Source organism: Saccharopolyspora dendranthemae, from assembly GCF_007829955.1.
Classification (GTDB): domain Bacteria; phylum Actinomycetota; class Actinomycetes; order Mycobacteriales; family Pseudonocardiaceae; genus Saccharopolyspora; species Saccharopolyspora dendranthemae.
This window is the reverse complement of record NZ_VIWX01000002.1, coordinates 128,225-144,944: the sequence shown is the minus strand read 5'-3', so window position 1 is coordinate 144,944 and position 16,720 is coordinate 128,225. Positions and strand designations below refer to the sequence as shown.

The window sequence follows — 16,720 nt, the reverse complement described above, 5'->3', positions numbered from 1 at the left end:
CACCCCGGACCCTGCCCGGCGACCCCCTCCCGACCCCCTGCCAACACACCGGCGAATCCCCCACCCGGAGACGAATCCTCCGCGCCCGCTCACGGCTGCGCGCACCAAAACCGGTCGCGGCCAACGCCCATCGCCACCGCTCCGATGCGCGGCGGCCCTGGTGCGGCGTGACCGCGCGCGCAATGGCAGGCTGGTTCGCATGTCGTCCGCATCGTTTCCTCGCCGGAGCGCGCGCACCCAGGGCTTCAGCCTCGGTGCACCTCGCAACTTCACCGTCGTCGGCGACGGTGCGCGGGTGCTGTTCCTGCGCTCGACCAGCGGCACCGACCGCACGACCGCGCTGTGGGTGCTGGACACCGCCAGCGGAACCGAGCGGCTGCTGGTGGATCCGGCGAAGCTGCAGGCCGACGACCAGGTGACCGCCGAGGAGCAGGCGCGTCGCGAACGCGCGCGCGAGCGGGCGACCGGGATCACCGGTTACAGCACCGACCGCGAGGGCGAACTGGTCGTGTTCACCCTGTCCGGCCGACTGTTCGCCGTGGCGGTCGCGACCGGTGAGGCGCGCGAGCTCCCGGTCCAGCAGCCCGTCGCCGACCCGCGCCCCTCCCCCGACGGCAGGCACATCGCCTACCTGTCCCGCGGCCAGCTGCGGATCATCGCTGCGGACGGCTCCGGGGACCGCGCCCTGGCCGAACCGGACGGCGACGCCGTCACCTGGGGAGCGGCCGAATTCATCGCGGCCGAGGAGATGGACCGCCACCGCGGCTACTGGTGGGCACCCACCGGGAACGCGCTGCTGGTCGCGCGCGTCGACGAATCCCCTGTCGGGCACTGGTACCTGGGCGATCCGGCACATCCCGACCGCGAGCCGGTGGCCACCCGGTACCCGGCAGCGGGCACCGCCAACGCCGAGGTCACGCTGTCCGCGATCGGTCTCGACGGCGAACGCGTCGCCGTCGAGTGGGACCGGAGCACCTACCCGTACCTCGTGACCGCGCACTGGTCGCGGCACGGCAGTCCGCTGATCGCGGTGCAGACCCGGGACCAGCGGACCCAGCTGGTGCTCGCGGTGGACACCGAGACGGGCACCACTCGCGAGGTCCACCGCGACACCGACCCGCAGTGGATCGACATCAAGCCGGGCTGGCCGTCCTGGACGCCGGGTGGTGAGCTCGTGCGCATCGACGCGGCCGAGGGTGCTTACCGCCTGCTCGTCGGCGACCGGCCGTGGACGTCCGCGCCGCTGCAGGTGCGCGGCATCGTCGACATCGGCACCGACGACGTGCTGGTCTCCGGCTCCGAGGAGGACCCGGCCGAGGTCCACCTCTACCGCGTCACCTCCGCCGGGCACGAACGGCTGACCAGCGGTTCCGGTGTGCACATCGGCACTCGCGGCGGCGACGTTCTGGTCGTGGCCACGAGCGGCCTCGACCGCCCGCGGACCGGTGTCGTCGTGCGTCGCGGTGACGCGACGATCGCCGAGATCGACAACCACGCCGAAGAGCACGGCCTGAACCTCAACGTCCGCCTGCTGACCCTCGGCGAGCGCCGGTTGCGCAGCGCCCTGCTGCTGCCGAGCGGGTACACCGAGGCCGACGGCCCGCTACCGGTGCTGCTGGATCCCTACGGCGGTCCGCACGCCCAGCGCGTGCTGGCGCGCCAGCAGGGCTACCTGACCTCGCAGTGGTTCGCCGACCAGGGCTTCGCGGTCCTGGTGATCGATGGTCGCGGGATGGCCGGGCGCGGACCGGACTGGGACCGGGCCATCGCAGGCGATCTCGCAGGGCCCCCGCTGCAGGACCAGGTCGACGCCCTGCACGCCGCCGCTGCCGAGCACCCCGAGCTGGACCTGGACCGGGTCGCGATCCGCGGCTGGTCGTTCGGCGGGTACCTCGCGGGACTCGCCGCGCTGCGCCGCCCGGACGTCTTCCACGCCGCGATCGTGGGCGCGGGGGTGGTGGACTGGCGGCTCTACGACACCCACTACACCGAGCGATACCTCGGCGATCCGAACACGTCTCCCGAGGTCTACGAGGCGAACTCGCTGCTGCGGGACGCCGCGAAGCTGGAACGCCCGATGCTGATCGTGCACGGAACGGTCGACGACAACGTCGTGCTCGCCCACGGGCTGCGCTTGTCGGCCGCCCTGACGGCAGCCGCCCGTCCCCACACGGTGCTGCCGCTGGCAGGGGTCAGCCACATGCCCACCGACGAGACGACCAGCGAGAACCTGCTGGTCATGCAGGTCGACTTCTTGCGCAAGTCCCTGGCGCGCTGACCTTCGGCGGAGTCGAGAAACGGGCCCTCCCGCTCGGCGGAGCCCTCGACACCGAGTCGGAGATCATGACGCGGCGTGCTGCGCTGACCGGCGGTGGGCGGGGATCGCAGCCGCCGCGGCGATGACGGCGAGGAGCGCGGCGGCCATGAGGACGAACGCTGCGCTGTCGGTGCCGGTGATGGCGGCGGTGGTGGTCGCGGTTGCGAGGCCGATCGCGCCGCCGAACTGCTTCGCGGTGTTCATCAGGCCGGACGCCGCACCAGCGTGCTCGGGGCGGACGCCCGCGGTGACGAGCGTGGCCAGCGGCGTGTTCAACAGGCCACCACCGATCCCGATCACGACGGTGGGCACCAGGACCGCGAGAGCGAACGGTCCGCGGTCGACGACCGCGAGCCAGAGCAGCCCGGGAACGGCGATCACCACACCTGCCACGATGAGCGACCGGGCCTCCGTCGTCCTCATCAGCCGGGGCGTGAGCCAGAGGTTCACGACCAGCGTGCTGACGGTGAGCGGGAGGAAGGCCAGACCGGCCTCGACCGGTGAATAGCCGAGCTGAGCCTGCATCCGGTAGGTCAGGAAGTACCACAGGCCGACTTGGAAGCACGCGCCCGTCAGCGCGGTTGCGATGTTGCCCAGGACTATCAGCCGATCCCGGGCGAGTTCGGCCGGTACGAGCGCGTGGGGCGTGCGGCGCTCGTGCACGAAAAGCAGGACGACCAGCGCGACCGCGACCGAACACACCGCGGCTGGAAGACCGCTCGTGGCGAGCTCACCGACGACGGACAGCCCGTAGGCGGCACACGTGCACGCGGCTGTTGCCAGCGCTGCTCCGATCAAGTCGATGCGCCCCGCACCGCGCTGGTCGGTGCTCCGCCGGTGGAGGACGAGTGCCGCGACGACGACGCCGACCCCGATCGGCAGGTTGATCAGCAACGTGGCTCGCCACGAGAGCAGGCCGGTGAGCACCCCGCTGGCGATGTTGCCCAGTCCGCCCCCTGCCAAGCTCACCGCGGTCCAGACAGCGATCGCTCGTGTTCGATCCGGGCCCTCGGCATGGGTGGTCGTCAGCAACGTGAACGTCGCCGGAGACACCGCGGCTGCCGAGATCCCCTGCGCGGCACGGGCGGCGATGCGCACCCAGCCCGTCGTCGCGAGCCCCCCGACGAGGCTCGCCAAGGTGAACGCCCCCAGGCTCCAGGCGAGCAGCCTCGCGACGCCCACGACGTCGGCCAACCGCGCGCCGACCAGGAGCACACCGGCGAAGCCGAGGCTGTAGGCCATCGCCACCCACGACGCGGAAACCCTTCCGAGCCCCAGGTCGTCCTGGATCGAAGGCAGCGCGACGTTCACCACCGAGATGTCCAGCACCACGATCAGCTGAGCCAGACAGGAGATCCACAGCCCGAGCCGTGGCGACGGAGAGGACATGTCGCTCCTTGATACGCCTGTATCAGTTGATACGAATGTATCATCGCGGCGAGGGAGGGATCACCTGTGACTGCGGAGTCCGAGCGCAGGACCGAGATCATGGACGCCGTCGAGCGTCTCCTGGCACGCGGTGGAGTCAACGCCGTCACCATGAGAGCCGTAGCCGCCGAAGCGGACGTGTCCCTCCGACTGGTCCAGTACTACGGCAGCACCAAGGACCAGCTCCTCGGCGCCACGCTCGACCGCCTCGCCGACAAGAGCGTCGAACGGTGGCAGGCCCGCACCCGACGACAGCGGGAATGCGCATCACCGCGCGACATCGTCGAGTCGTTCTTCGACGAGGCGCTCCCCACCGACCGGGAGAGCCGAGGTTTCCACCGCGTCGGGGTCTCCCTGGAAGGTCTGGCGATCACCGACCCCGACGTGGCCGGGCGGGCCTACCAGAAGCACCTGAAAGAGCTCGCCGACCACCTCACCGGCCTCCTGCAGTCAGACGACCGCAGCGCGCCGGCCGCACGCCTGCTCGCCTGGGAAGTGATGGGACTGGCGCACGGACTCGGGACACTGCTGATGACAGGACAGCTCTCCGAACCCGAAGCGCGGACGCTGATCACGAACTACCTCGAACGACTCGGACCGCAGCTCTGCCTCTGACCCCGGGCGCGGAGTCGCTAGGAGTGCTGCGGGAGGACCGCGACGAGCTGGAAACCGCCGTCTTCCGACGGGCCCGCGTCCAGCTCGCCGCCTGCCATGCGGATCCGCTCGGACAGGCCCTCCAGACCGGCGCCGCCCGAGAGCTCGGTGATCGGCTCGCGCCCGTGGTCCGGCGCGTCGTTGGTGACCACGATGCGCAGCGCATCGGCCATGGTGCGCAGGTCCACCCGGATCCCGGCACCAGGCGCGTGCTTGGAGGCATTGGTCAGCGCTTCCTGCACCACGCGGTAGGCGGCCCGTTCGACGGCGCCCGGCGTCTCGTGGTGCTCCAGGTCGCCGGTCAGCTCCACCTCCACACCGGAGGCGCGCGCCTGCCCCACCAGGTCCGAGATCGTGGTCGTCTCGTCCCTGGCTGACGCCGATCCGAGCCCGAGGGTCGAGCGCATCTCCTCCAGCGCCTGCTTGGCGAGGCCTCGCGTCCGCGTGGCCGTCTCGCGCACAGCGGGATCGTCGGTGCTCGCACCGAGGGCGGCGGCCTCGACGGCGATCAAAGTGACGTGGTGGCCGACGGCGTCGTGAATCTCCCGCGCGATGCGGGCGCGTTCGTCGGCCTTGGCCATCTCGGCCTTGGCCCTCGCCGCCACCTCGCTGGCGACGGCGAGCCGCCGCACACTCTCGGCCAGCTGCTCGCGCAACGCCACCAACGTGCCCAGCGCGGCAGGCGCGGCCGCCGACAGGATCACGAACGCGACGGTCAGCAGCATCGAGCCCACCGCCAGCGACTGCGTGATCAGCACCGGAGCGAGGGCGACCACGCAGGTCAGCAGCACCCACCCAGCCAGTTCGAGCAGCTTCGGCCGCACCCGGCCGAGCCGGAACATCGCCACCAGGATCGCCGCCCAGCCCAGGCCACCTGCCATCGCGGGCATGCACAGCAGCACCGTGATCCGCGGCCAGCGGTGCCGCAGCGGTAGCAGCAGACCCGCGGCGAGCCCGGAGATGACCCCGTAGCCGAGCGGATCGGGCATCGCGATGACCGCGGCGACGGGCAGACCGACAGCGAGGGCCTCGATCCCCCAGAACCGCCAGTTGACGCCGCTCACCGCGCACCACCGACGCCGGCGACCCGCTGCGCGATCAGCGCGGCCTGCACCCGGTTCTGCGCGCCGAGCTTGGTCAGGACCGTGGAGACGTAGCTCTTCACGGTCGCCTCGGTCAGGCCCAGCCGCGTACCGATGTCGGCGTTGGAGCGGCCGTCGGCGAGCAGCTGCAGCACCTGCCGCTCCCGTGCCGATAGGGCCTTGACCAGGTCGAGCTCGCGGACGTTGTCGCTGGCGGCCCGCAGCCGCGGCAGCAGCCTCGCGGTGATCCGGGGATCCAGCACCGCTCCACCCGCGGCCAGGTCCTGCACCGCGCGCACCAGCACCTCCGGCTCGGCGTCCTTGAGCAGGAAGCCCTGCGCGCCGGAGTGCAGCGCGCCGGTGACGTAGTCGTCGAGGTCGAAGGTGGTGAGCATGGCGCACACCGGCGGCTCGGGCAGTCGCACGAGCTCCTGCAGCGCGGCGAGTCCGTCCTTGCCGGGCATCTGCACGTCGATCAGAGCGACGTCCGGGCGGTGCTCGCGCACCACCGACAGCAGCCCGTGGCCGTCATCGGCCTCGGCCACCACCTCGATGGTGCCGCCGCTTTCCAGCAGGACCTTCAACCCACGACGCAGCATCGGCTCGTCGTCGGCCAGCGCGACGCGGATCGGCCCACCGCCGTCGATTGCCGCCACCTCTCGGTTCACCTCCGCTGTTCCCGAGGGTCGCCAGCAGACTAACGGGAGCAGATGCCTCCAGCGCACGCACCACCCGTGCGCGTCACCGCTTGCCCTTGCCCTTGGCCTTGCGCTCGCGGACCCGCACGGAGATGCGCACCGGGCTGCCGACGAAACCGAAGGTCTCGCGGAACTTGCGCTCCAGGAACCGGCGGTAGCCGGCTTCCAGGAAGCCCGTGGTGAACAGCACGATCGTCGGCGGCCGGGTCTGCGCCTGCGTGGCGAAGAGGATCTTCGGCTGCCGGCCGCTGCGCGCGGGCGGCGGGCTGGCCGCGACCAGCTCGTTGAGCCAGCCGTTGAGGCGACCGGTGGAGACGCGGGTGTCCCAGGAGTCGAGCGCGGTGCGCAGGACCGGCGCGAGCTTGGCGACCGAGCGGCCGGTCAGCGCGGAGACGTTGACGCGCTCCGCCCAGCGCACCCGCACCAGCTCGCGGTCGATCTCCTTCTCCAGCTGGTGGCGACGGTCCTCGTCGACCTTGTCCCACTTGTTGTAGGCCAGGACCAGCGCCCTGCCCGCCTCGACCACCATGGTGATGACCCGCAGGTCCTGCTCGCTGATCGGTTCGGAGCCGTCGACGAGCACGATCGCGACCTCGGCCGCCTCGATGGCCGCCTTGGTGCGCAGCGACGCGTAGTACTCGGTGCCGCTGGCGGTCTTGACCCGCTTGCGCAGACCGGCGGTGTCGACGAAGCGCCACACCTGGTCGTCGAGCTCGACCATCGAGTCGACCGGGTCCACGGTGGTGCCCGCGACGTCGTGCACGACGGAGCGGTCTTCACCGGTGAGCTTGTTGAGCAGGCTGGACTTGCCGACGTTGGGCTTGCCGACCAGGGCCACCCGGCGCGGGCCTCCGGTGGCGCCGAAGACCTCGCGCGGGGTTTCCGGCAGCGACTCGAGCACCTTGTCGAGCAGGTCGCCCGAACCGCGCCCGTGCAGACCGCTCACCGGCATCGGCTCGCCCAGACCCAGCGACCACAGCGAGTGCACGTCGGAGACGCTGCGCTCGTCGTCGACCTTGTTGGCCACGACGATCACCGGCCGCTTCGAACGGCGCAGCACGCGGGCCACGGCTTCCTCGGTGGTGGTGGCACCGACCTTGGCGTCGACGACCAGCACGATGGCATCGGCGGTGTGCATGGCCATCTCGGCCTGCGACGCCACGGAGCTCTGCAATCCCTTGGCGTCGGGCTCCCAGCCCCCGGTGTCGACCACCGTGAAGCGCCGGCCGCTCCACAACGCGTCGTAGGCGACGCGGTCCCGGGTCACGCCCGGGGTGTCCTGCACGACGGCCTCACGACGCCCCAGAAGGCGGTTGACCAGGGTGGACTTGCCCACGTTGGGCCGGCCGACCACGGCCAGGACCGGCTGCGGCTTCGGTGGCGCCTCGTCACCCTGCGCGGCTGCCTCGTCGAACTCCGCCCACTCGGACTCGTCGGACCACGTGCCGTCCAGGTCCTCCAGCGACTCGTCGGTCACGCTCGTTTACCTCTCACATCGTCATTGGTCCGGTCGGCGACCAGCCGATCCAACTCGGCGATCAGCTCGACCAGTTCGGTGCGCACGGATTCGGTCGCCGCCGTCAGCCCGGCGCGGCCCTTGCCGCCCGCTGGCGAGATCGGCTCCCCGAACAGCATGTCGATCCTGGGTAACAGCCTACGGCCCGACCCTTCGGGACGTCGGGTGCCCCGGCAGGCCACCGGCAGGACCTGCGCGCCCGAGGCGCGCGCGAGCCAAGCCGCTCCGTGCTGGGCGTTGTCGACCTCGCCGGAGTTGCGCGTGCCCTCCGGGAAGACGCCGACCATCCCACCGCCCTTGAGCACGCGGACCGCGGCCAGCAGCGGGGTGCGGTCGGGTTCACCGCGCCGGATCCCGATCTGCCCGATGCGGGCCAGGAACCAGCCCAGCGCACCGCTGAACAGCTCCTGCTTGATCAGGAACGTCACGGGGCGCGGCAGCATTCCGATCAGCAGCGGCCCGTCCAGCAGGGAGCTGTGGTTGGCCACCAGCACGACCGGCCCTGTGCGCGGGATGCGCTCGGCGCCGTGCACCTTCACGCGGAACGGCACCCGCAGCGGCCAGCGCGAGATCCACCTGCCTGCGCGGTACAGCCTCGGCCAGGTGCCCTCGGGAAGATCGGCGCTCATCGCGCGCCGACCAGCAGTCCGCGCGACTCCACGAGCTTGGAGAGCTGCTCCAGGACCCCGGCGATGTCGAGGTCGGTGCTGTCGAGCTCGACCGCGTCGTCGGCCTGGCGCAGCGGCGCCACCTTGCGCCCGGAGTCCAGGGAGTCGCGTCGCTGCACGTCGGCGTGCGTGCTGCTCAGGTCGCTCCGACGGCCGTCCGAGGCGTCCTGCGCGGTCCTGCGCTGGGCCCGCGCGTCCGCGGAGGCCGTCAGGTACACCTTCAGGCCCGCGTCGGGCACCACGACCGTGCCGATGTCGCGGCCCTCGACGACCATGCCGCCCGGTTCGGTCATCGCGCGGCCGATCAGCTCGCGTTGCATCGCCACCAGCAGCTCGCGGACTTCGGGCACCGCCGACACGGCCGAGACCGCTCCGGTGACCTCCGGACCGCGGATCTCCGGCTCCGCGTCGGCACCGTCGAGCCGCACGGCGGGCGCGAGCGGATCGGTGCCCATGCCCAGATCGGCCGCGCGGGCGATCCGGGTCACCTCTGCGGAGTCGGCGGGGTCGACTCCGGCGCGCAGCACCGCGAGCGTCACCGCCCGGTACATGGCGCCGGTGTCGAGGTAAGTCGCGCCGAGCACCGCGGCCAACCTCTTCGACACCGTGGACTTGCCGGTACCCGACGGACCGTCGAGAGCCACTACCCCACGAAGCCTGGCCTGCGCCACGTCGCCGTTCCTCCCCGCATCACGAAGCCGCCCCGGCTGACCGCCGGAACCAGCCAACCATTCTGCCTGGCCCGCACCCGTGAATCCCAATCGCGTCCGCTTGGTGATCGGAATCGGACCGAAACCGGCCGGATCAAGGAATAGATGAGACGACCTTTAGAGTTGCGAGAGTGGACGTAACTGTGACTCCGCTGCCGGGGCTCGGCACGCGCCAGGACTTCACCACTGGATCTGGACACCGCGTCGGGGTGATCACCTATCGGGACGGTCGGTTCGAGCTGATCGTCTCCGACCACGAGGACCCGGACAAGGTCGCCGCCTCGGTGGAGCTGACCAGCACCGAGACCAGCACGTTGGCCGGCCTGCTGGGGGCTCCGCAGCTGGTCTCGAAGCTCGCCGAGCAGCAGCGGGAGGTCGCCGGCGTGACCACCTGGCAGCTGCCGGTGCCCGCCGGTTCGCCCTACGCGGGACGTGAGCTCGGTGATACCGAGATGCGCACCCGGACGTCGGTGTCGATCGTCGCCGTGGTGCGGGACAACGTCGTCCACCCGTCCCCGCGGCCGGACTTCGTGTTCGCCGCAGGTGACCTGGTGGTCGTGGTCGGTACCGCTGACGGGCTGCGAGCGGCGGGAGAGATCCTGACCCAGGGCTGAGCCACGCAGCGCCCGGTTCGCGGAGGTCAACGCCGACCGGCCGTCACAACTCCATACGCAGGGAAAACGCGAGAGGAAACACGGTGCACGACACGGCGATCTCCCTTATCGAGCTGGGAGCGGTGTTCTTCGGTCTCGGCATTCTGGGGAGGCTCGCGTGGAAGATCGGCATATCACCGATCCCGCTGTACCTGCTGGGTGGAATCGCGTTCGGCACCGGCGGCCTGATTCCGCTGCACGGCATTCAGCCCTTCACCCACATCGCCTCCGAGATCGGCGTCGTGCTCCTGCTGCTGTTACTCGGGCTGGAGTACTCCGCGGGTGAACTCGTCACCGGCCTGCGCCGGTCCTGGGTCGCAGGATTGATCGACATCGTGCTCAACGCCGCCCCCGGCGCGATCGTGGCGCTGCTCCTGGGATGGGGTCCGATCGGCGCGCTGGCGATGGCCGGCGTCACCTACATCTCGTCCTCGGGGATCGTGGCCAAGGTCCTCGGCGATCTGGGCAGGCTCGGTAACCGCGAGACACCCGTGATCCTCTCGATCCTGGTCTTCGAAGACCTCGCGATGGCCGTGTACCTGCCGATCCTCACCGCGCTGCTGGCCGGGGTGAGCTTCCTCGGCGGTCTGACCGCAGTCGGCATCTCGCTGCTGGTGATCACCGTGGTGCTGCTGATCGCGCTCCGCTTCGGCAAGTACGTCTCGGCGATCGTCGACAGCCCCGACCCCGAGGTCTTCCTGCTGCGCCTGCTCGGCGCGGCGCTCCTGGTCGCCGGACTCGCCTCGGAGCTACAGGTCTCGGCCGCGGTCGGCTCGTTCCTGCTCGGCATCGCGATCTCCGGCTCCACCGCGCAGAACGCGACCCGGATGCTGGAGCCGCTGCGCGACCTGTTCGCCGCGGTGTTCTTCGTGGTCTTCGGCCTCAACACCGATCCCTCGCTGATCCCGCCGGTGCTGCCGATCGCGCTCGGGCTGGCCGCCCTGACCTGCGTCACGAAGATCATCACCGGCTGGATCGCTGCCCGCATGCAAGGCGTGGCGCGGATGGGTCGGATGCGCGCGGGTGCGGCCCTGGTGGCGCGCGGCGAGTTCTCGATCGTCATCGCCGGCCTGGCCGTGGCCTCCGGCTCGGTCGACGGCGGGCTCGCCGCCCTGGCCACGGCCTACGTCCTGCTGATGGCCATCATCGGCCCGGTCGCCGCCCGCGTCGTGGAGCCGCTGGCCCGCGCGGTCCTGCTCCGCAAGCGCAAGCCCCAGGCCGTGTGAACTCCCAGTTTTAGTCCAAACTGAGCCGACATTTCGGACATGATCATGGCTCAGTTATGACTAAAACTGGGACGGGCCGCGGCGCGTTCACCTGCCGCGGCCACCGCGAGACGTCACATGCCCACGATCTTGTAGAGGGAACCGACCTCCTGGCGGTTCAGGGGCCGGATGGCACCCGGGCGCTCGGACGTGAGCTGCACGTCGCCGATGCGGGTGCGCACCAGCCGCTGCACCGGGTGGCCGACGTGCTTGAGCAGGCGGCGCACGATGCGGTTGCGGCCCTCGTGCAGAACGACCTCCACCAGCGCGCGGTTCTGGTTCTGGTCGACCAGCTTGAACCGGTCGACCTTCACCGGGCCGTCGTCGAGCTCCACGCCCGCGCGCAACCGCTGCCCGAGGTCCTTCGGGATGGGTCCGAGCACCTCGGCCATGTAGGTCTTGCGCACCTTGTAGGACGGGTGCATCAGCCGGTTGGCGAGCTCTCCGTCGTTGGTGATCAGCAACAGGCCCTCGGTGTCCACGTCCAGCCGGCCCACGTGGAACAGCTTGCCCTGGCGCTCGCGCAGGTAGTCACCGATGCACGGACGGCCCTTGTCGTCCGACATGGTGCACAGGATCCCTGAGGGCTTGTTCAGCAGGAGGTGGGTCGTGCTGGCGTTGGTCACCACGCGGCTGCCGTCGACGTGGATCACGGAGTTGTCCGGGTCCACGCGACGTCCCAGCTCCATGACGACGTCGCCATCGACCTCGACGCGGCCCTCGACGATCATCTCCTCAGCGGCCCGCCGAGACGCGACACCGGCCTGCGACAGCACCTTCTGCAGGCGGACTCCCTCCTCGTTGGGGTCCTTCGCGGCGCTGGAGGGGGAACGGCGTTCAGACGTCATCGATCGAATCCACTTCGGGCAACAGGGGTGCGAGCGGCGGCAGATCCTTGAGCGACGACAGCCCCAGCCGTTCCAGGAACAGCTCGGTCGTGCAGTACAGGATGCCGCCCGTCTCCGGGTCGGTGCCAGCCTCGCCAATCAGGCCGCGCCCCACAAGGGTACGGATGACGCCGTCGACGTTCACACCCCGTACCGCTGCGACCCGCGAGCGCGTCACCGGCTGCCGGTAGGCGATCACCGCGAGGGTCTCCAGCGCAGCGCGGGTCAGCTTGGTGCGCTGACCGTCGAGCAGGTAGCGCTCGACGTACGGCGCGTACTTCTCGCGCGAGTAGAACCGCCAGCCGTCGCCGACGTAGCGCAGGTCGATGCCGCGCTCGTTCTCGGCGTAGTGCTCGGACAACCGTCGCAGCGCGGAGCGGATCCGCCCGACGGGCTGCCCCAGCGTCTCGGCGATGAGCTCGTCGCCCGCAGGCACGTCGACGACCAGCAGCAACGCCTCCAGGGCCGCGTCCAGCTCGGTGTCGGAGGTCAGGTCCGGAGCGCCCTGCGTTTCGGTCGCCTCGTCGTCACCCGCGATCCCGCCGGAGGCCTGCGCCTCGCCATCCGACGACGCTTCACCGGATTCGGACGCCTCGTCGGGGACGGACGGTTCACCGGGATCAGGCGTCTCGTCGGGGACCGACGGTTCACCGGAGACAGGCTCGGGGGAGCGTTCCTCACCGCTGTCGACACCCGTCGCCTCCGCCACCTGGTCCGGTTCCGCGGGCACCGAGGTCGCAGCGGAGTGGTCCTCCGGCGACGCGGCAGAGGTCGTCTCGACCTCGGGTTCCGGTTCGGCGGCCATCAGCCGTACTCCTCTTCTTCCTGGTTGGCGCGCTGCTCATCGGCCTCGGCCTGCGCCTGGGCGAGGGTGCCACCGACCCAGTTCACCTGCAGCTCACCCAGCGGGCTCTCCTGCTCGAACTGCAGCACCTGCTCCCGGTACAGCTCCAGCAACGCCAGGAACCTGGCCACGACCTCGACGGTGTCCCCGCAGTCCGACACCAGCTCGGTGAAGGTCAAGGTGCCCTTCTCGGCCAGCCGCACCCGCATCAGGGCGGCGTGCTCGCGCACCGAGACGCCGTGCTGGTGGATGTGATCCAGCGACACCGTCGGCGGCGGCTTGGGCCGGAAGACCGAAGCGGCGATCTCGGCGAACCGCTGCGGGTCAACGCCGATCACCACCTCCGGCAGCAGGTTCTCGTAGCGCTCCTCCACCGACACCGAGCGCGGGTAGCGGCGCAGCGCACCGGCTTCCAGCTCGCCGAACAACGCGGCGACCTGCTTGTAGGCGCGGTACTGCAGCAGGCGTGCGAACAGCAGGTCGCGGGCCTCCAGCAGCGCGAGGTCGGACTCGTCCTCGACCTCGGCGGCAGGCAGCAGCCGGGCTGCCTTGAGGTCCAGCAGCGTCGCGGCTACGACGAGGAACTCGGTGGTCTCGTCCAGGTCCCACTGCTCGCCCATCGCACGCGTGTAGGCGATGAACTCGTCGGTGACCTTGTGCAGCGCCACCTCGGTGACATCCAGCTCGTGCGCGGAGATCAGCTGGAGCAGCAGGTCGAAGGGTCCCTCGAAGTTCTCCAGCCGGACGGTGAACTTCCCGTCACCGGTCTGCTCTTCGGTGTCCGCTAACGAGGAATCCGGTCGTGCTGCGTCGATCCCTGCGTCGGACGGTGCGAGTTCGGCATCGGCTCGTGGGACAGCGGTCACTCGCCGGGCTCCCGCAGGCTCCGGACCAGCACCGAGTCCGAACCGTGCTGTGCGAAGTCGGTCAGCAGCACCGCGATCGCCTCGCGCACGACGCGGCCGCGGTCCACGGCGATGCCGTGATCCGCCCGCAACGCGAGCCGAGCCTGCTCCAAACCCAGCAACTCCTCGTCGGAGACGTACACGGTGATCTTCGAATCGTGCTTGCGCCGACCTGTACCCGCAGACCGGGCACGCCCCTTCTCCTCGGGCGGGGCGACCGGCTCCGGGTCCTCCCTCGGCGCCGAGGCCTGATCCGTCCGAGAAACAGTAGTACGGAACAGTTCGGCGGCTCCGGGCAGGGCGACCCGACGCGTCATCGAGCGATCACCTCGCGGGCCAGCGCGCGGTACGCCTGGGCCCCGGCCGACCGAGGGGCCCACCTGGTGATCGGCTCACCCGCGACCGTGGTCTCCGGGAAACGAACGGTCCGGTTGATCACCGAGTCGTACACGACGTCGCCGAAGGCCTCCACCACGCGCTGCATGACCTCGCGGGAGTGCAGGGTGCGGGGGTCGAACATCGTCGCCAGGATGCCGCTGATCTCCAGCTTCGGGTTCAGCCGCTCGCGCACCTTCTCGATGGTGTCGATCAGCAGCGCCACCCCGCGCAAGCTGAAGAACTCGCACTCCAGCGGGATGATGACGCCGTCGGCGGCGGCCAGGGCGTTGACCGTGAGCAGGCCCAGCGACGGCTGGCAGTCGACCAGGATGTAGTCGTACTCCTCCATCGACTGGCGCAGCACCCGGTGCAGCGTCTGCTCGCGACCCACCTCGGTGACCAGCTGGACCTCGGCGGCCGAGAGATCGATGTTGCTGGGCAGCAGGTCCATGCCCTCGACCGTGGTGCGCCGCGCCACGTCCTCGACGCTGACGCCGCGCTCCATGATGACGTTGTAGATGGTCTGCTCGAGCTGGTGCGGCTGAACACCGAGACCGACCGAGAGCGCGCCCTGCGGATCGAAGTCCACCAGCAGCACCCGGCGCCCGTGTTCGGCGAGCGCGGCACCGAGGTTGATCGTCGAGGTGGTCTTCCCGACGCCGCCCTTCTGGTTGCACATGGCCAGCACCGACGCCGGGCCGTGTTCGTCCAGCAGCGGCGGTTCGGGGATGTGCCGTAGCGGCCGACCGGTCGGGCCGAGTCCGCGGGCGTCCTGGTTCTGATCGGCGTTCGCCTCAGTGCCCGTGGTCTCGGGTGCGATGCTCAGGTCGACCGCGCCCCGAGGCCGCCGGGCGGCGGAAGGATGCGGCATCGACATGGCGAACTGACTCCTTCGGTACCGGTGGCGATCGATCGCAGCCTAAGTCGCTCAAACGACCTGCGGCAACGTGCCTCGCCGTGGTGTCGGCAATTGGATCGGCGGATGTTCGTGATTTTGCCGTGATGAAGATCTACCGCTTTCCTTGATCACGCGCATGCGCAAACGGTGATCTCACCCCGAAAGGTGTGCTCGCGGATGTGCCGTGGCGTAGACCTCCCGAAGCGTGTTGACCGTGACCAGCGTGTACACCTGCGTCGTCGCCACCGAGGCGTGCCCGAGGAGTTCCTGCACGACGCGAACGTCCGCACCGCCTTCCACCAGGTGCGTGGCGAAGGAGTGGCGGAGCACGTGAGGCGAAACGGTTTCAGCGATTCCGGCCCGTTGCGCGGCGGTTTTCAACGCGTTCCACGCGCTTTGCCGGGAAAGCCCGGTCCCGCGCGAATTCAGGAAAACCGCCGAACTGCCCCTTCCTCGCGCCACCAGCACGGGTCGCGCCCGCACCAGGTAGGCCTCCAGCATCGCCAGCGCGGGACGCCCGACCGGCACGATCCGCTGCCTGCCGCCCTTGCCGTCCAGCAGAACGGTTCGGTCGGTGCGGTCGACGTCGTCGATGCTCAGGCCGACCGCTTCCGAGATGCGAGCTCCGGTCGAGTACAGCAGTTCCAGCAGCGCCCGGTCCCGCAATCCGCGCGGATCGTCACCACCCGCGTGCTCCAGCAGCCGTCCCACGTCGTTCACCGAGAGCGCCTTCGGCAACCGCTTCGGCGGGCTCGGCGGGGTCACCTCGCGCGCGACGTCGACGGCGATCCTGCCTTCGGCGTGGGCGAACTTGTGCAACCCGCGCGCGGCCACCAGCGCCCTGGCGGCGGAGGACGAGGCCAGCGGCGGACGGCCTTCGACGCCTTCGCGCAGTTGCGCCAGGAACTCCGCGAGGTGCTCGGTGCGCACCTCACCCAGACCGGACACACCTCGGGCGACGAGGAACTCGGCGTACCTGCGCAGGTCGCGGGTGTACGAGTCCAGCGTGCTGCGCGCGGTTCCGCGCTCGACGGCCAGGTGGTCGAGGTATTCGCCGACGGCAGCGCGCAGTTCGGCCGGCAGCGACTCGAAACCCTTCACCGGGCGGCGAAGCGCAGCGGCCGGTCGCGCCATTCCGCTTCGGCCGAGCGCGGTTCGGCGTCACCGTCGCGGATCGCCTTGGCCGCCAGCAGACCTGCCACCGCCGGGCCGTTGACGACCTCTCCCGCCAACGCCATCCGCACCGCCTCTTCCAGCGGGAACCGCTCGATGACCAGGTCCGCTTCCTCATCGCCCGCGGCGTCGGGAAGCGCGACGTCCGACAACCCGGTGGCGAGGAAGACCCGCACGACCTCGTCGGTGAAGCCCGGCGAGGTCGCGATGTCGACGAGCACGGACCAGTTCTCGGCGGCCAGTCCGGCCTCCTCCGCGAGCTCCCGCTGCGCGGTTCGCACCGGGTGCTCACCGGAGACGTCCATCAAGCCGGCGGGCAGTTCCCACAGCCTGCGACCGAGCGGATAGCGGTACTGGTGGACCAGCACGACCCGGTCCTGCTCGTCGATCGCGGCGATCGCCACGGCGCCGTAGTGCTCGACGACCTCTCTGCGGGCCTGACCGCCGCCGGGCATGCCCACTTCGTCGGCCCGCAGCGCCAGGATGCGCCCGACGTAGACGTCCTCGCTGGCCAGAGTGGTGAACTCGTGCTCTCCGTTGGTGCGCGCGACACCGCTACCCGTGGTCTCCACGAGCACCACCCTAGAGCCGATCGCGGCACGATGAGTCGGCCCGCACCACCGTCACCGGTCGTGCGGGCCGCT

The 16,720-nt window shown here is 70.4% G+C and carries 17 protein-coding genes; 4 read left to right on the top strand and 13 right to left on the bottom strand.

Going from position 1 to position 16,720, the window contains the following annotated elements; translation table 11 throughout:
• Positions 1–199: 199 nt before the first annotated feature.
• Complete coding sequence (locus FHU35_RS09620) at positions 200–2,278, top strand: S9 family peptidase (RefSeq protein ID WP_145738169.1); 2,079 nt, start codon at positions 200–202, stop codon at positions 2,276–2,278.
• A 63-nt stretch (positions 2,279–2,341) separates the two neighbouring features.
• Here the strand turns inward: FHU35_RS09620 and FHU35_RS09615 are convergent, their stop codons facing one another.
• A complete protein-coding gene (locus FHU35_RS09615) occupies positions 2,342–3,706 on the bottom strand; it encodes an MFS transporter (RefSeq protein WP_145738168.1) in 1,365 nt (454 codons plus the stop codon).
• Positions 3,707–3,772: 66 nt separating this feature from the next.
• Between FHU35_RS09615 and FHU35_RS09610 the strand changes: the two genes are divergently transcribed.
• Complete coding sequence (locus FHU35_RS09610; RefSeq protein ID WP_246110199.1) at positions 3,773–4,360, top strand: TetR/AcrR family transcriptional regulator; 588 nt, start codon at positions 3,773–3,775, stop codon at positions 4,358–4,360.
• A 17-nt stretch (positions 4,361–4,377) separates the two neighbouring features.
• Here the strand turns inward: FHU35_RS09610 and FHU35_RS09605 are convergent, their stop codons facing one another.
• The 5 genes from FHU35_RS09605 to cmk all read right to left on the bottom strand — a co-directional run bounded on the left by FHU35_RS09605 (position 4,378) and on the right by cmk (position 9,034).
• The gene (locus tag FHU35_RS09605) at positions 4,378–5,463 is read right to left on the bottom strand and encodes a sensor histidine kinase (RefSeq protein ID WP_246110198.1); all 1,086 of its coding nucleotides are present in this window, start codon (positions 5,461–5,463) and stop codon (positions 4,378–4,380) included.
• Entirely contained in the window at positions 5,460–6,137 is a 678-nt protein-coding gene (locus FHU35_RS09600) for a response regulator (protein ID WP_145738167.1), read from the bottom strand. The genes FHU35_RS09605 and FHU35_RS09600 overlap by 4 nt, the downstream gene beginning before the upstream one ends.
• 85 nt (positions 6,138–6,222) lie before the next feature.
• Positions 6,223–7,641 carry a ribosome biogenesis GTPase Der gene (gene der / locus FHU35_RS09595; protein WP_186459427.1) on the bottom strand — a complete coding sequence of 473 codons (1,419 nt, stop codon included), beginning with the start codon at positions 7,639–7,641 and terminating at the stop codon, positions 6,223–6,225.
• A gap of 11 nt (positions 7,642–7,652) precedes the next feature.
• Positions 7,653–8,324 carry a lysophospholipid acyltransferase family protein gene (locus tag FHU35_RS09590; RefSeq protein ID WP_145738165.1) on the bottom strand — a complete coding sequence of 224 codons (672 nt, stop codon included), beginning with the start codon at positions 8,322–8,324 and terminating at the stop codon, positions 7,653–7,655.
• Positions 8,321–9,034, bottom strand: a complete 714-nt coding sequence (gene cmk / locus FHU35_RS09585; protein ID WP_145738164.1) for a (d)CMP kinase — start codon at positions 9,032–9,034, stop codon at positions 8,321–8,323. The genes FHU35_RS09590 and cmk overlap by 4 nt, the downstream gene beginning before the upstream one ends.
• Before the next feature lie 170 nt (positions 9,035–9,204).
• Here cmk and FHU35_RS09580 point away from each other — a divergent pair, with 170 nt between their 5' ends.
• On the top strand, positions 9,205–9,687 hold the full coding sequence (locus FHU35_RS09580; RefSeq protein ID WP_145738163.1) for a cation:proton antiporter regulatory subunit: 483 nt from the start codon (positions 9,205–9,207) through the stop codon (positions 9,685–9,687).
• A gap of 83 nt (positions 9,688–9,770) precedes the next feature.
• Complete coding sequence (locus FHU35_RS09575; RefSeq protein ID WP_145738162.1) at positions 9,771–10,952, top strand: cation:proton antiporter; 1,182 nt, start codon at positions 9,771–9,773, stop codon at positions 10,950–10,952.
• Positions 10,953–11,065: 113 nt separating this feature from the next.
• On the opposite strand, the gene FHU35_RS09570 is transcribed toward FHU35_RS09575, so the two are convergent.
• From FHU35_RS09570 to FHU35_RS09540, 7 genes are all read right to left on the bottom strand, one after another.
• Positions 11,066–11,839, bottom strand: coding sequence for a pseudouridine synthase (locus tag FHU35_RS09570; protein ID WP_145738161.1), 774 nt, complete (start codon positions 11,837–11,839; stop codon positions 11,066–11,068).
• The gene (gene scpB, locus FHU35_RS09565) at positions 11,829–12,683 is read right to left on the bottom strand and encodes an SMC-Scp complex subunit ScpB (protein ID WP_246110196.1); all 855 of its coding nucleotides are present in this window, start codon (positions 12,681–12,683) and stop codon (positions 11,829–11,831) included. Before scpB ends, FHU35_RS09570 begins: the two co-directional genes overlap by 11 nt.
• A complete protein-coding gene (locus FHU35_RS09560) occupies positions 12,683–13,537 on the bottom strand; it encodes a segregation and condensation protein A (RefSeq protein ID WP_145739805.1) in 855 nt (284 codons plus the stop codon). Before FHU35_RS09560 ends, scpB begins: the two co-directional genes overlap by 1 nt.
• A 47-nt stretch (positions 13,538–13,584) precedes the next feature.
• Positions 13,585–13,944, bottom strand: coding sequence for a hypothetical protein (locus FHU35_RS09555; protein ID WP_145738160.1), 360 nt, complete (start codon positions 13,942–13,944; stop codon positions 13,585–13,587).
• Positions 13,941–14,882 carry a ParA family protein gene (locus FHU35_RS09550; RefSeq protein WP_145738159.1) on the bottom strand — a complete coding sequence of 314 codons (942 nt, stop codon included), beginning with the start codon at positions 14,880–14,882 and terminating at the stop codon, positions 13,941–13,943. Before FHU35_RS09550 ends, FHU35_RS09555 begins: the two co-directional genes overlap by 4 nt.
• Positions 14,883–15,056: 174 nt before the next feature.
• A complete protein-coding gene (gene xerD, locus FHU35_RS09545) occupies positions 15,057–16,004 on the bottom strand; it encodes a site-specific tyrosine recombinase XerD (protein ID WP_145738158.1) in 948 nt (315 codons plus the stop codon).
• Complete coding sequence (locus FHU35_RS09540) at positions 16,001–16,648, bottom strand: NUDIX domain-containing protein (RefSeq protein ID WP_425474118.1); 648 nt, start codon at positions 16,646–16,648, stop codon at positions 16,001–16,003. Before FHU35_RS09540 ends, xerD begins: the two co-directional genes overlap by 4 nt.
• Positions 16,649–16,720: the final 72 nt, after the last annotated feature.

Bases quoted from the DNA above. Each gene is read 5' to 3' on its own strand.
- FHU35_RS09590 (WP_145738165.1), bottom strand. From the start codon at position 8,324: ATGAGCGCCGATCTTCCCGAGGGCACCTGGCCGAGGCTGTACCGCGCA.
- FHU35_RS09570 (WP_145738161.1), bottom strand. From the start codon at position 11,839: ATGACGTCTGAACGCCGTTCCCCCTCCAGCGCCGCGAAGGACCCCAAC.
- FHU35_RS09550 (WP_145738159.1), bottom strand. From the start codon at position 14,882: ATGTCGATGCCGCATCCTTCCGCCGCCCGGCGGCCTCGGGGCGCGGTC.
- FHU35_RS09615 (WP_145738168.1), bottom strand. From the start codon at position 3,706: ATGTCCTCTCCGTCGCCACGGCTCGGGCTGTGGATCTCCTGTCTGGCT.
- FHU35_RS09620 (WP_145738169.1), top strand. From the start codon at position 200: ATGTCGTCCGCATCGTTTCCTCGCCGGAGCGCGCGCACCCAGGGCTTC.
- scpB (WP_246110196.1), bottom strand. From the start codon at position 12,683: ATGGCCGCCGAACCGGAACCCGAGGTCGAGACGACCTCTGCCGCGTCG.
- FHU35_RS09555 (WP_145738160.1), bottom strand. From the start codon at position 13,944: ATGACGCGTCGGGTCGCCCTGCCCGGAGCCGCCGAACTGTTCCGTACT.